This window comes from Shewanella xiamenensis, from assembly GCF_014647135.1.
In the GTDB taxonomy this organism is placed as follows: Bacteria; Pseudomonadota; Gammaproteobacteria; order Enterobacterales; family Shewanellaceae; genus Shewanella; species Shewanella xiamenensis.
This window is the reverse complement of record NZ_BMOP01000017.1, coordinates 74,736-89,814: the sequence shown is the minus strand read 5'-3', so window position 1 is coordinate 89,814 and position 15,079 is coordinate 74,736. Positions and strand designations below refer to the sequence as shown.

The following is a 15,079-nucleotide window of genomic DNA, read 5'->3' as shown; positions in this document are numbered from 1 at the left end:
TGATTGTATTGCTTCCAGTTAGTTGTTTTATAGCGAGGTTTTGACACTATTGATGGGTGAGTTGATAGGCTATGCCGATCAGATCACCAGCTATGGTTTTAGTTCAACTGATTTAGGAAACAAAGCCCTCCCCACCTACTTTAGCCAACATTGTTTCCACGATATCACTTGATGACCATTGGAAAGAAATGATGGATTTTTCGATTTTGAAAAATCCATGTGGCATCCCCTTGGAAATACCGTAATCATCCAGCATGGATGCAAAGACCCTATCCAACGCGATTTTTGATTCAAATGTGTAGTGGTCAAGTAAAATTGGCCACGGTTTTAGAGTCATTCCAATATAAACGTTCTGACTCATTTGGCGTTAACCCACCATTATATTGATGGGGTCTGGTCTCACTGTAATATCCAGTGATGTAATTTGTGATCTCTTTATCTGCTTCTGTAAAATTCCCATAACCACTTGCGGGTATCCACTCAGATTTCAAACTTCTAAAGAAACGCTCCATTGGTGCGTTATCCCAACAATTCCCGCGACGACTCATACTTTGCTCAATCTGAAGACGCCATATTAATTGTCTGAATTTCAAGCTTGTGTAATGTGAACCTTGATCGCTGTGATATATCACATTCTCAGGCTTCCCCCTTAACTCAAATGCCATTTTCAAAGCTTTACAGGTCAGCTCACTATCTGGTGATAATGACAAAGCCCATCCAACAGGTTTGCGGGAAAATAAGTCTAAAACAACAGCTAGATAGGCCCAACGATTACCGACCCAAACATACGTCACGTCGCCACACCACACTTGATCTGGTTGAGTTACTGCAAACTGTCGATTAAGCGTATTGGGGATTGCAACATGCTCTTGTATCGCTTTTCGATAAGAATGCTTAGGCTGCTGACAGCTTAATAACCCAAGCTTTTTCATTAGATTACGAGCTCGATAACGACTGAGACCAATCCCTTTGTTAGTCACTAATTGCGCTATCGTTCGAGCACCGGCAGAGCCATGACTAATACGATGTGCGGCCTTCACTTCACTGCATAAAATAGTAAAGTCTGCATCAATATGTTCTTTTCTTTTTAGCCAATACTTATAGCTACTTCGATGTACTTTGAATGCATTACAAATTGTGAGAATAGAGTGGCTCTGCTTGAGTGCGCTGATTAGCGTAAATTGTTCATCGAGTCTGACATCAAGAGAGCGGTAGCCTTTTTTAGGATAAGATTGTGCTCCTCAAGACGAGCTATTTGCTTCTTCAGCTCACGGATTTCAATTTGTTCAGGGGTAATCGGAGATGCTTTTGGCGTGCCACCCTGGCGTTCTAGTTTTAACTGTCTCACCCATTTATCCATAGTGGACTTACCTACGTTCATCGCCTTTGCAGCTTCGATGATGCTATGGTTTTTATCGAGGACTAATTGGGCTGCTTCAAGTTTGAATTCAGCACTAAATGTTTTTCTGGTTGTCGATCTCATGTGTTCACCTAAAGTCATCTACGAGGTAATAATATCACCTCTATTTAGGTGGCCAAAATTAGTGTGCCACTACAAGTTACCAGTATTATTACCAGCCGCATCATATATTTAGCATAACTAAGATGCTGCTCCAGCTCGGCTTCAAGAGCACGCTCAGCAAGCTTTTGAGTCAACTACTTTAGGATACCCAGCTCACCAAGCAGGTCTTGAGGAGATTTGTAATCAGCTAATAATTATTCAATAAGCTGGTCTATCAAATACATGGATAAAATGCCACTTACACAGATCTTTTTGCTCTCTCGCAATTGACTTTTTTTCTCAATGGCCGAATATGTGTTTAATTTAATGTAAGAATACCTTAGAGATTCTCGTACTGTCATTGTATATGTGTTATTTAGACTATAATTATGGCAAGGCAATAATATGGCTAATTTTTATCCTACCATTGAAAATATCTCGCGACTAAAAGTCAAACCTACTGAAGGAGAACAACATCTCCTCAATTACCTAGAAGAACACTTAGACGATAGTTTTGAAGTATTTTTTAATCCTTTTTTGGATGGTGACAGACCTGACTTTATAATTATTAGAGAAGGAGTTGCGATATTTGTAATTGAAGTAAAAGATTACAATCTGGACAACTATGAAATAGATAGCTTTAACAAATGGTCCGTCAAATACACTAATGGGCAATCCAGAATATCGTCTCCTCAGTCACAAGCATTTACTTATAAGAATAATTTGTACCAGCTACACTTGTCTGCCTTAGGTTTAGGGCAACTACGCAATCGATTCTTTTTTAATCTAGTACAACCATTTGTGTATTTACATAAAGCTGATAAAAATAAAGTAGACTCACTATATCGACCAGCCGAAAATATCTTGAGAAAGAAAACCAATGAACTTTTCAATGCTAAGCGTACATGCAGTATTAGTGTCGACACATATAACAGATGTGCAGAAGGGTTATCTCGAATAAAAAAATGTATGACGCGTGATAAGGCAATGATATTTTCTGGCGAACAGTCTCAAAAATTAGTAAGTAAAATCAAAAGCTATGAATCTAATGCAATATTCGATGATAGAGTATATGACGATCTGAAACGTCGCTTAATGCCGAGTGAATATGTATTAAAGCAAGGTAAAGCCGTTTCCTTAGACGACAAACAAGCTAAGTTGGCAATAAGTTGCGTAGGGATGGAAAAAATTAAAGGAGTTGCTGGTTGCGGAAAGACAACAATAATCGCCCAAAGAGCGGTTAATGCGCACGAGCGACATCAGGACAGAGTACTTATTATAACGTTCAACATTACCCTTAAAAATCTAATAAAAGACAGGATTAGTGACATATTAGGCTACCGTGATGAACAAAATTTTTCGGTTACCAACTACCACCAATTTTATAACAGTCAACTGAACGCTAGTGAGCAAGATATCTCTGATTTAATAGAACGTTTCAGCCTAGATGGTTTATATAAAGTAGACTGTTTTAAAAATTATCAGTTAACTCGATACCAAACAATTCTCGTTGATGAGGTTCAGGATTTCGAGAGTGAATGGGTCAAGATATTAAGAGATAACTTTCTTTCAATTGAAGGGGAAATGGTGCTTTTTGCTGATGAATCCCAAAATATTTACGATAGAGATGATAAGCGTTCGGCAGTAATTGCACAGGGATTTGGAAGTTGGAAGAAGTTAAAACGTTCATACCGGACCAGCTTAGAATCCCCCCTCAGCCAAGTATTCAAAGACTACCAGTCAAAGTATCTAATTGAAAAGTATTCAGATTCAGAATTAATGGAAACTATCACTGTACAACAAGGATTTACATTTGAAATATTAGAATTTCATCAATGTAATGGTGATTGGGAAAATAAATCTTTTGAAATTATTCAAAAAACCATCAGAGTTAATAACTTTAATCCTAATGACGTTGTCATATTATCATCAAATATTTACATCGTCAGAAAGTTAGTCGAAAAGTTTAAAGAAATAGAGAAAACTCACTGTATGTTTGAAACCTATCAAGAATTATATCAAATGATATCGGTTTACGATGATACACTTTCATTGGAACAACTCAAGCTAATGTCAGAAAATGAATTACATAAATATTTGTATAAGAAAAAAGAATTGCGTTCTGATATAGAACGAGCTAGGCGCATTAAGAAGAACCATTTTCACGCTAACAGTGGTCTTATAAAACTATCAACGATCCACAGTTTTAAGGGATTAGAATCGAAAACGGTTTTTTATCTAATGGACCAAAAGGATACTCCTGAAGTAGTATATACATCAATAACACGCGCGGTGGAAAATCTCATTGTCTTAGATGTAAGCAGCGAAAGCCAATTTTCGGAATTTTTTAGCAGTCGTATGATAAACTCATTTAATACCTAGTTTATCTAGAAGCTCGCTTGCTAGTTTGTTTAAGTTATTATAGTGCTCCTCTTGTTCTGCGTTCATTTTATAGCCCAAAAGGTCTTTCCAGAATGAACGATGAAACTTATATAATTTTAATTCGTCCTGTATTTTAGGGGCATACTCAGCAATCAAAGTAGTTATTTTTGTTTGTTGTACTCTAGCTTCTATTAAATGAATCAAGGCTTGTTGCGTTAGCTTAATAAGCTTACCTGACTCTTCAGTCAGTTTATTTTTCTTTTCTTTGATAGTATCTACTTTTTTATAAGCGCTCTTCGTCGAGAAGAATACTATTGGAGCTGCAACAATACCTCCTAAAACCCAAAATCCACCAACCATTCCCGCCCCCCCTGTAGCAAGTGACCCTCCACCAAACCAAGCTAACGTAGCATTGGTAGCCGCAACACCGGACAAGGATGATATTGCTGTGCCTGTAGATGCGGAACCAATCAACGAAACTAGCCCCCAAGCGCCAAGCGCAGTAGAACCGCCCACTAGTCCTCCGAAACCCGCATTCAAAGATGTATTAAAGCCAGTTTTAAACTTATTAATTCGAGTTACAGAGTGTCGAATTGCTGGCTCACTGCTTATCCTTGAGTCGAGGATGCTTCCAACTGGCTTGAGTATTTTATTTACCTCCGTCAGTTGCTCCCCTATCAAAGAGAGGCATTCATTAGTTTCTCTTTCAATTGACTCAATTATATTACAGGCTGGCTTATAAATAGCTTCGTTGATATCAGAATAGTGCTTATTATGCAATTCAAGCATATAAGAGCCACCGAGAGAAACAATGCCTCCTAGTATTTTGCTTGTATTTTTAAGAATCCCGCGTTTAGTTTCAGTTGATACATAAAAATCCACTTCTTCGAAAACTTGCTCTAAAGATGAAAATGAGCCTTTGACTATATCTTGCAGAGACTTATCATCACAGTTTACGACTTGCTTATAGGCAATTATCGAGTTTCCTGTTCTTTTATATGCTTCAATGAAAGATGACATTTCTTTGGGTCTCTTGATTTTAGAAATTTAGCTTACGAGTTCTGGACCAGAAACTCTGACCTATATCCATTTGAAGGTTACAATAAACAACTCAACACTAACTCATTAATCACACTCACAAATATGTATTAAGGACTTTATTACCAGGGGGCAGCCTCGCTCGAGGATACATATGAGTTAAGCGAGAAATTCTGACAATCAATTATAGACCAATAACATAATGCAATTTCAGCTATCCTACAACCTGCTCTATTGAAAATTGCTTGAATGAGAGCCTTCAAAAGTAGCAAGTGTAGGAGACTATAATATACATCTTGTAACTGGTATTAGTTTAAAGTGCGTTTAGACAGCATACTTAGACATTTAATTTTAGCCTGATGTTGAATTACGAACGCCCTTCTAATAATACGAAAGCTTACTAATAACCATATTGACTAACTGGTTGCCAGTGTTTCTTAACATCATTCTCAATAAACTTTTGTTTTTCTTTAATTAAATCGGCCTCTACTAACCCTATCGCTTGATGGGCCTTTTCTTTAGTGCTGATATCAGGATAGCTAACTTGGGTCACGTTAAGTTGCTTCAATATTCCAGCCAGCAGATGACGTGCTTCGCTCGCTTGTTCGATGGCTTTATCTAAAAGCAGCTTACCTTCCTCTGGATTATGTGCATACAAACCATGTGAAGACATCGCGAAGTCCCACCGCCACTGACTGTGGCGTATCGCCATAATAGGCTCATTCATGTTCTCCCATTTAGCACCAGCATCCCATGCAGCTTTGGCTTCATAGTGGGCTTTGACGAGCAGAGCTTCAACTTCGCGGGCTTTGGTCTCAATCGTTAATTTATTAGCCGCGAGCTTGGTTTCAATTTTGGTTTTACTGCTATGGCAGCTACTACAGCTATTATCAAAGTGCGGTAAAGCTTTATCAACTTTATGGCTAGTAAATTCAACACCTTTTGCATCCTGCTGGGTTGGCATATGACAGGTAATACAAGTAACACCGACTTCGGCATGTTTACTGCGACTCCAGTGTTCAAACTCAGGATGCCGTGCTTTGAGTATCGGCGTCTTTGAAAGAGGATGGATCCATTCGAAGAAGCGGCGAGTATCATAGTATTTTTCAATATCATCAGCGGTATTGCCAAATATCCAAGGAATGTTAACAACATTACTTTTTTCCGGACGGAAATAGTAAGTGACATGACATTGACCACAAACCTGCGCACCTTGCATATTAATATCTTGTTTATCGAATGGCAGGTGAATTTTAGCCATCGCGTCTTGCGCATGAGGGCGAGGTAAGGCTAATTTCTGAGTGCCAGATTCATGGCAATCGCTACAATACACAACGCTTTGAATTTCTTTACCAAGATCCGTAAAGTTTTTGGCGGAGTATCCTTCAAATCCCAGTTGTTCGATTAATCTTGGAGCATCAGGCGTTTTACAGGTCCAGCAACTGGCTGATAAACCTTTATCTCCTGCTTTAGGGGGCACACCGGTACGTAAAGTATGAGTAACATCGGCAACGGCAAAATGGTGTCCCCGTGGGCTATGGTACTCTTTGGCATAGGAAGAACCCGCCCAGAGTATGATACTGGCAGGATAATTGGCGAGCATATCCTCGCGTTCAACTTGTTCGGATGTGGCTTGCCAAGATTGATATTGGTTAGGATATTTTTGTTGATTGTTATTATCGGAAGCCGCAACAGCTGTACATATCGCAATAGAAGATAAGCCAATAAATTTAAGTAATGCCGCTGTTTTTAAAGAATTTTTCACTTTATATCCTTTTTCCATAATATCACTATTAACCTGGGCACCCATCAATACGGGGTCGGGTGAGTATTGGTAAGTAGTGCCATACAAATAGTGCAAATGCGATAAACCAACAACTAGCCGCCACCCATAACCAGACTTGAGTATGCGCGGGAAACCAAATAGCCATCAGAGCCCTGAACACCGCAGCTAACGGTAGGCAAATAAAAGCTAACATCATCTTAGGGCCTTCATAAATATTTCTACTTGTGTGCCCGAGTGACACTCTAGAGATCATCGAAAGACAGAGCGTGGCCATACAACCAATAGCAAATAGATGAAGCAAACTGCGATAAGCATATTCATTATCAAGATACCAACTCATAGATAATAAGCTGATTGGTAGCATTAAATAGGCAATATGCAAAGACCACAACATGGGTTCTTTCAGTGTTTTATGGGGTAACCAGCGTGCAAATCGGACAAGCTGCAAAAGCCCGGCAATCAACAATAAGCCTCGTTCAACTTCAAGAGGGATGAAATGAATGAGTGATTGAATAACAAGCAAGATCATAGCCACGATAAGTGGGTACTCAATCCAAGTTAAGGGTTCAGCTTTGGTTGCCTTAATGCGCATAGCAGTAAAAAACGGAATGACGCGCCCACCAACAATTGTGATAAGTAAGGCTAACCACCATAACATGGCCTGCCAAATTTGATTGGCAAGGATAAAGTCACGTTCAAATAGAGCATAATAGCTGATGTTGTTAATCACGAGTGCAACAAACAACATAATTGGAAAACCAATATTACGCCATTGCTTAACCTTATAAATACAGCGCCATAGGGTAAGGCTTGCCAAGCCAAGAAACAATGAATCAAACAATGCAGGTAAGATGAGTGGAATTTGAATAGGGAGTAAAAGTAATAATCTTGCCAGCAACCAACAACTAAAGGTCAATGCAAGTGGCCATCCCTTTAATGTGGGTTGATTTGTCCAATTTTGAACAGCAGTAAGTAAAAAACCACAGACAATTGCGATTGCAAAACCGAACAACATTTCATGTGGATGCCACCATAGGGGCAATACTTTACTCCAAAAAGACGAAGGAAAAAAACTATATTGAGGAGTAAACCAAGTTATTAACCACAAAGGGATATATAACGCAGCTACTATTGCTCCCCCAAGAAAAAAAGGTCTAAAGCCAAGTCGCCATAACGCATGAGTTCGTTCGGTTTGTGTAGGATCATCAATATTTAGCATAGTTTTCAGCCTAGTAGCAGACGTGAGATAAGATGCATTAACTATACATCTTACATTGAGCTGTTATGACCTTCAATTCAAACCAATCTTAAATTTTGGAACTAAGATCCCAAAGATGAATGTGTGAACTTGCTACAGAGAGCGAACAAAGCAAACTTTACGTCCTCAAAGGGCGTTATTGCATAAGTTCAGGTTACTGTTCAACCAGTATATTCACAGTGAGTCAACAAAATAGATCTGCTATAGCTTGCTCTGCATGTAACGATGACTTGCAATATCAATATATAGTTGCAGGAACATCCGATAACTCCTCGTCAAGGTAGGCCATTTTATGGAGACCGTTTCACCTTGTACTGGTCAACCCAAACTAGACACTTTTAGTTGAGAATTTTCAAACTCTACAGCTGACAGATCGTCATTAGCAGAATGAAGTCTCTCCAAGTTGTAATATTTCATGTAAGCCGTTACATCTTGCTTCATAAACTACCTTGTTGGTTGAGCAACTTTAAAAATTCAATCGTGTTTCAAACTACCAAAGAAACGCTCAACAACTGCATTATTCCAACACGCAGAGGGCATTCGGCAATCTAGTTAGTTCATTTCCATTGACTAAAATTTAAAGTTAGGGATTTTTAGTAAATTTTTGTTTTTTCTAGGGCTTTCTGAGCTAGATTTTGGCCGTGAACATGAAGGTTTCTCTCCACTCAATACAAGCTCTGCATAAACCAACTGCCGTCTCTTTTTTTCCTCTACCAACTTATCATATTCAACACACATACTTAACCTGCATAAAAGCTATCGTTGTTAATAATAAGACTAGCTCTTACATATACAAATTACACTATATAAATGGTTGTGTTTTACGCTCAGTCACGTGAACATACTCTTTGAGCTTAGAGTATAACACTGAATTCATGAAGCAAACATTGACATACGTTCTCTATGTATGAGATATCAATGTAAACTGACTTCAATCTAGTCGTTCATGTTAAAAATGAGCATTCCTTCATTAGGTTTGCGGTATAGGAACTTAAGAACTAGAACTCTAAACATCGGTTTAAGCTTAAGATTCAATTTTACAACGTAACAAGCTATTAGATTAATACAGAGGAAAGAGTATGCAAAGAATAAATTGTAACGAATCCACCTCAGTAAGGGTTGGAATGAGAGCTGCCTTGCTGATATTGGAAAAATGGAACTGCAACCAGCAGCAAATTCAGACTTTGCTAAAGTTACCAGAAAAGTATAACAACCTTGATATTGAAAAGGTGAACTTCAGTCAAGACCAAATAGTACGGATCAGCTATATACTGAATATTCACGCTGGGTTAAGTGCGTTTTTTAGTAACCCTGAAAATATTTATGGGTTTATGAACATGGTCAACCATAATGAACCTTTTAATGGCACAAGGCCAATAGATGTCATTTTCAACAGAAATATCAATGACTTCAAGATAGTTATGAGCCATATAGATCAGTTTGTTATACGCTAAATTTACCCTTTCTTCTTTAGCGTTTTCACGAAAACCTAGTCCATCTCAACACTATTAGGCATTTTACATTTAATGTTCTTTAAAATTTCAGAGTGACACTTTAAATCCTACAATCTTAAAAATTTTTTTGTAACCTTGAAAAACTTTATTTTGTGACATTATAAAACTTTATTCTGCAACCATAGAAAACTTTATTTTGAAACCTTAAAAAACTTTATCCTGTGACCTTATAAAACTTTATTCTGTAACCATAGAAAACTTTATTTTGTAACCTTAAAAAACTTCATCTCACAAAAGCCACAACAAAATAGATAACAGTCCAATTTAATTTTCACAAAGAGTAGAATTCAATGTTAGCAAATTGCCTCTGTAGTTCTAACCAATAAACGCACTCCAACCTATTCCCAAGATAGAACTGATGATTTAAGATGCACAAATACGCTTACCAAAGCCGTACTTATCATCTTATTCTTCTGATGGGCAGGATTTTATGGAATAACGGGATAAATAGTCACCTTACAACCAGAATATAACTAATAAATAGTGTCAACAACTGGAAGCAACATGATTAATGCAACTGCTTAAATGCACTCAATAGGCCAATTAAAAAACTTAAAATTAAAAAAACATAAATAAAAAACTATTCCTGTGACAAAACTAGCTCATGAATTGAAGATATTTACCATTTTTTTGTGATTTAATCTAAAGGCTTGGACGTTGGAGCTTGGTTATGAGTATCGAGAAATCTAAAAAAGTACTGCCCAATTTATTTTCACAGCACCAACACCCAGCACTTGTGAGACTGCGGGCAAATGAAAAGGTTAAACAGTGCGCCCCGCAGAACCGCACCTCCGACTCCTTTGTTGCACTTCAAATAGCGTTAAATGAAAGCACTATTCCACATGTCATCAGCACATTAAACACGCTTACACCCTCATTATCTTACCCAAAGTCTACACGATGCCGTATTACGCAGGCTCATCAAATTCAAGCGGCAAAACAAGCAGAATCCCCAGTTGTATTTAAAATGCAACTAGCTCACTTAGCGCAACTCTCTCCCAGCGCGATTCATACCTCAGATATCAGAAAAGGATATGAGTAATGGGAAAGCTACAAGCTAATGCTAAAAGTCATAGGCTAAAAAATTCCGGCGGTGTCATGCCCGATAGACTCGGTACTAACACAGCGTTAATGAAGATGTTTTACCAAGCCGAAAAACAGAGTCATGAAACCAACTCAGGCAAGTTATTAGTTGTTTTGTTGTATTTGTGGCTTACTCAGCAGTTAGATGACGTTCTCCTGCACGCCAATGAAAAACCTCTCACAGTAGATGATATTCCCGACTGTCACAAAGTGAAAAATAGTGATACATGCGAAGCACATCGATTCAAAAATCACAAGTTTGAGGATGGCAAGTCCTGGACCTATTACGCGCGTGCAACCATTACTCAAAAAGGCGATAAAAAATTCGAATGGCAACCCATCCCTAATAGCTTAATCCACATTTTCAAACCCTTCATTAGCAATCACAGCTATAACGTGCCGTGGCTAACGGCAGCTGAAAAACAACAATTGCTTAATCTGCTCATGGCCAAATGGCGAAAACCTGCTGAGATCGAACACTTTCCAGCGATAAGAAAGCAATTGTTTTTTAAGTACATAACTCACTGTATTCAAAAAGATAATCAACTTTCCAGTTTAACTAAATCATTATTACTACCTACAGATATACGGCACCATCGCCATGCCGCGGTTTATCAGCAAAAAAACAGTGAACAAGTTCGAGCAGAGCTATTTCACGCACAAGATCGGTATCTCAGCCGATTATTCACTCATGCAAACTCTCTAGGTGTGAGCAAACTGCTGACACTCACATTCTCGTCGAGTTCTACAGTAGGTAAAGCCACACTGCCCAACATTTCACTATTAAATGATAACGCCAAGAGAAACATTCCTGCTGACATTACAAGCTCAAAAGTGGGTGTGAGTTTTCATAGTAAATGGGTTGGTGAAGACCTAGAAAAATACGCAGACGAGTCTGTGTGCTACGGCAGTACTCGACTTATACCCGAGAGTAAGATTGTTGCGATTTTTAGTCATCTTCATGACGAGATAACTTCATCTAAACCTGAAAACAAAGCCGGTCAAGCCGCTTTAATTCATTATCACAATCTCTGCGCTAACCATACTGCGCTGTTATTTATACTGCTTACTGGCATGCGCCCTACCCATGCTATATCTATCAATAAACAATCACACTATGATTACCGCCGAACGACAGTATCAGATAAAGGCTTTCAACGCGAAATCAGAATTTGTGACTATCTTAGACAACAAATTCTGCATTACATCTCGTTGCAACAACAACTCAGTTCCAAGCTGAATTTGATCAATGATCTTCCCTGGGCATGGAGTTTATATGATGAAAATAATCAAGCGACTGCAATATCAGCAAAATCGCTGCGACAATTTTTATATCAAAGAGCCAATGGCATTGTCCCCTATGTGTTGCGTCATCAATTTGCGCAAAGTGCAGCTACCAGCATTATCCACAAACTGACAACACACCAAATTGATCGCTTAATGGGACACGCGGAGTACGGTGAACATCTGGGCAGTGACCATGTATTTCCAGCAAGCATGAAACAACAAGACTTATTTCTCGATAGTCTGCCAGCTCGTTACGGGTTAAAGGAGTTGAAATATGTCTAGTTTATTCAACAAATTAAACCCTGTTGAAGTTTATAATTATCACCAACGTCATGGTTTGTCTAACGCTAGCATAGATGCCATTGCCAGGGTGCTCAACCAGTGGCCTAACCCAACACTCAAAGTCTCAAGCCTTTCAGCTCAAAAGCCGAATCACATATCAATCTGCCAACTCCAAAGGCGTGAAATCACTCTTCAAGATTTACAGGTCATCAACAAAATCATCAGCTCGGTTCCGACAGGCAAGCAACGTCAATATAAAAGTGCGCTAGAAGCCATTATTGTCTACCTCAAAGAAGCACTGAAATGGCAAACTCCTGAGGTTGAAAAGCTGCCTTGGCCTGATCCTGATTTAAGATGGTATGAACGCATCACTGCTCAAGCAAATGATGCATTTAAACTGCAAACAGAGTATGAAAACTTCAAAGCTCAGTTCTTGAAACAGCGATCCGCACTGTCAGCTGAGTTTATGGCATTGATTATTGCACTTGAAATTGCGCCGCTAACGATTGCTCATCTCGTCAACATCATTAACGACAAAGACAGTATTCAGCGTATTGAAAGACAAACATATCTTAATATCAATCACTTAGACAAGCCATCAAACCAAGACGGTTTACCACAATCAAGCCGGTATCACCTGCCCTTATTTGTCTATCAATCATTGACGGAATATCAAGCATATTCGCATAGCCAGCTAACTGAAAAGCAATTGCTAAAAGGATTAGATAACTTATTAACGTCATTCTCCATATCAACTCAGGTTTCTCGTCATTACCAGCACCTTTTTCAAGCCGTTTGGCACTATCGCGATAATGTCGTTCCCACATTCTTAAAAGATATTAGTTACCCAGAACGTCATGTCGCAACCCCTTTAGTCTCGGTTGACAATAAGGACCAACAACGACAATTAGCGAGAATTTATGGCATCGATTATGACGAAATGGCAGTTACCGCAATACCTAAAGCCCATCAAGCATCGAAGAAATGGCCGCATCTCGAACTGCAAAACAATCGCAATACGATTACAGAATGTGCCCACGAGCTAACTCATTGGCCTGTAGACAATATCCTGCCAACAATGCTCTATCGATACACCTTAGAGCTCATCAATTTCGGTGGGGTAAAAAAGCAAAAACTCGCAGACAGCACAATCAAAAAATACTGCAATATTCAATTAAAATTCACGAGCCCGCTCAGTTATGACCAAGCGATCGACCAAGAGCTACTACAACAATGGAGCCACAACATTTATGACAATTTAGCGACTGAAACAGAGCAACTGATCATGCTGTATTTTTTTCGCTTTATGCGTCACCAATCACTCACAGACCATTTAGACATTAGCCAATTCGAACCACCACTCTGCCCTCCCGGGGTTGATCCGTTTCGGATCTCAATAGAACAGTTGCATGAAATCGTCGCAAAGCTCATCGCGCCGCCCTACGGGGGGTTATTGCAGAGGTTATTTTGCGCAGTCACTGTCATTATCAGCTATTTCGCAATGTTGCGCCGAGGAGAGTTACTGCGTCTTCGTTTAAAGGATGTATTTGTTGATCCCGCTAATAAACAACTATTTCGTTTCAATATCACAAATACTAAGGAGGGGAAGACTAAAAGCAGACATTCACGCGTTGTTTATACCGTCATACCGGAAGAATTCGCGATTCTAGTCAGAATTGTGATAAAAAACAGTGAACTTTGTGAACCTCACCAGCATTTGATCGGCTTCACAGAAGAGCCATACCATTCACGGCAGTTGCAATACTTATTACCTGTCACTAAATGCATCAAAGCAATATGCGGCCAGCAAGCGCGGTTTCATCACCTGCGTCATAGCGGTGTACATTTATTTATGCTGCAAGCACTACACCTTGCATACAATCTGCCGCCACAGCAAACCACGAATACTGAGCAAATAAAGCGCTTACTGCATGGAGACGTGCTTGCTGCGCGATTTGACTATTGGCTTGAAGGGCAACCATTTTCACTGTGCAATGATGGGATTTTGTTCGATGAAATAACTCGTCAAATCGGACACGAGTACTATGCAACAACTCGCTGGTCCTATCTGCACGATATAGACTGGCTTTACCCATTCTATCGGCCAGGCTTTGGAGAATCACAGCCTCGAGCATTCTCGCATAGTGAATTGCGATATTTACTGGGGTTAAAACACGACTCAAATGATCTATCACGTCAACTCGCTTTAATCAGCACTGATTACCAATCAAAAAGCATTAACCAGAAGCGTCAAAACCACGTCTTACTCACAGAGACAGCACTGAGACAACATCTATTTAAGACGAATAAAAATAGTGTCGCCCAAAAGCCGCTCAGCGATTTTCATACAGTCTCGATTGCACAAGACACAGTCAAATATCATCAAAAATGGCTTGGTAACGCCAACAAAATTTCTTATGACTTTCTTCAATATCTATTTCTTGAAATGCGAAAAGTAAAAGAGGTTAACTGGCCGTTATTAAGCCAAATCTCGCAATCTCCAGGCAAATATCAATCCTTGCCGATGACCAAAGCGCAAATCACAGCGCTCAGTAATTTGCCAGCAATCGTGCTAAGCAACGGCATACATCCAGCATTGACATTAACCTTGGCGTGTAATGTCAAAAATGCACGACATTTTGCAGCAGTATTTCGTCAGCCACTCTGGCGCTGGTTAACGCCCAGCTTTGTGTTGACTGTGAACAGAAAAACAAAAATCGACATTCTATTAAACAGGTTAAAAGACAATTTTGCTCAATCGGGTGAAACAATAACACTTCAAAAACAACCTGTTGGTCAAAGCGAACTGACCATCACTCTGACGCCCAAATTGAGTGAAACCAAACTAACCCCTCATAAGCAGCACGCTAAGTTAGCGGATCTGCAATTTGTCATTCAACAAACACAGCTGTTTCTCTCACATTTTCAACAGACTAACTAGGAGTATT

General features: G+C 39.2%; 9 protein-coding genes and 2 pseudogenes. 5 read left to right on the top strand and 6 right to left on the bottom strand.

Annotated elements, in window-relative coordinates; all coding sequences use genetic code 11:
* Positions 1 to 305: 305 nt before the first annotated feature.
* Both IEY09_RS14660 and IEY09_RS14655 read right to left on the bottom strand, forming a co-directional pair.
* A protein-coding gene (locus IEY09_RS14660) for an IS3-like element ISSba5 family transposase (RefSeq protein ID WP_086024037.1) occupies positions 306 to 1,483 on the bottom strand; the annotation gives its coding sequence in 2 pieces (ribosomal slippage) (positions 306 to 1,225 and positions 1,225 to 1,483; 1,179 coding nt in all).
* Positions 1,484 to 1,558: 75 nt separating this feature from the next.
* Positions 1,559 to 1,686: pseudogene (locus IEY09_RS14655) on the bottom strand (IS256 family transposase); the annotation flags it as partial.
* 220 nt (positions 1,687 to 1,906) lie between these two features.
* Between IEY09_RS14655 and IEY09_RS14650 the strand changes: the two are divergent.
* Positions 1,907 to 3,883, top strand: coding sequence for a nuclease-related domain-containing DEAD/DEAH box helicase (locus IEY09_RS14650; protein ID WP_069453170.1), 1,977 nt, complete (start codon positions 1,907 to 1,909; stop codon positions 3,881 to 3,883).
* Here IEY09_RS14650 and IEY09_RS14645 read toward each other — a convergent pair.
* From IEY09_RS14645 to IEY09_RS14630, 4 genes and pseudogenes are all read right to left on the bottom strand, one after another.
* Entirely contained in the window at positions 3,869 to 4,903 is a 1,035-nt protein-coding gene (locus IEY09_RS14645) for a hypothetical protein (RefSeq protein WP_188871628.1), read from the bottom strand. The genes IEY09_RS14650 and IEY09_RS14645 overlap by 15 nt on opposite strands.
* Before the next feature lie 418 nt (positions 4,904 to 5,321).
* Positions 5,322 to 6,731: an ammonia-forming cytochrome c nitrite reductase subunit c552 gene (locus IEY09_RS14640; protein ID WP_080612427.1), complete on the bottom strand. Its 1,410-nt coding sequence runs from the start codon at positions 6,729 to 6,731 to the stop codon at positions 5,322 to 5,324.
* The gene (locus tag IEY09_RS14635; RefSeq protein WP_188871627.1) at positions 6,715 to 7,926 is read right to left on the bottom strand and encodes an NnrS family protein; all 1,212 of its coding nucleotides are present in this window, start codon (positions 7,924 to 7,926) and stop codon (positions 6,715 to 6,717) included. Before IEY09_RS14635 ends, IEY09_RS14640 begins: the two co-directional genes overlap by 17 nt.
* 357 nt (positions 7,927 to 8,283) lie before the next feature.
* Positions 8,284 to 8,496 (bottom strand): annotated as a pseudogene (locus IEY09_RS14630) (IS3 family transposase); the annotation flags it as partial.
* A 548-nt stretch (positions 8,497 to 9,044) separates the two neighbouring features.
* Between IEY09_RS14630 and IEY09_RS14625 the strand changes: the two are divergent.
* The 4 genes from IEY09_RS14625 to IEY09_RS14610 all read left to right on the top strand — a co-directional run bounded on the left by IEY09_RS14625 (position 9,045) and on the right by IEY09_RS14610 (position 15,072).
* Positions 9,045 to 9,419 (top strand): hypothetical protein, encoded by a 375-nt coding sequence (locus tag IEY09_RS14625; protein WP_188871626.1) that lies wholly within the window; start codon positions 9,045 to 9,047, stop codon positions 9,417 to 9,419.
* Positions 9,420 to 10,149: 730 nt separating this feature from the next.
* Complete coding sequence (locus IEY09_RS14620; RefSeq protein WP_037429296.1) at positions 10,150 to 10,521, top strand: hypothetical protein; 372 nt, start codon at positions 10,150 to 10,152, stop codon at positions 10,519 to 10,521.
* The gene (locus IEY09_RS14615; RefSeq protein WP_037429293.1) at positions 10,521 to 12,131 is read left to right on the top strand and encodes a site-specific integrase; all 1,611 of its coding nucleotides are present in this window, start codon (positions 10,521 to 10,523) and stop codon (positions 12,129 to 12,131) included. The genes IEY09_RS14620 and IEY09_RS14615 overlap by 1 nt, the downstream gene beginning before the upstream one ends.
* A complete protein-coding gene (locus IEY09_RS14610) occupies positions 12,124 to 15,072 on the top strand; it encodes a hypothetical protein (RefSeq protein WP_188871625.1) in 2,949 nt (982 codons plus the stop codon). The genes IEY09_RS14615 and IEY09_RS14610 overlap by 8 nt, the downstream gene beginning before the upstream one ends.
* The last annotated feature ends 7 nt before the right edge of the window (positions 15,073 to 15,079 follow it).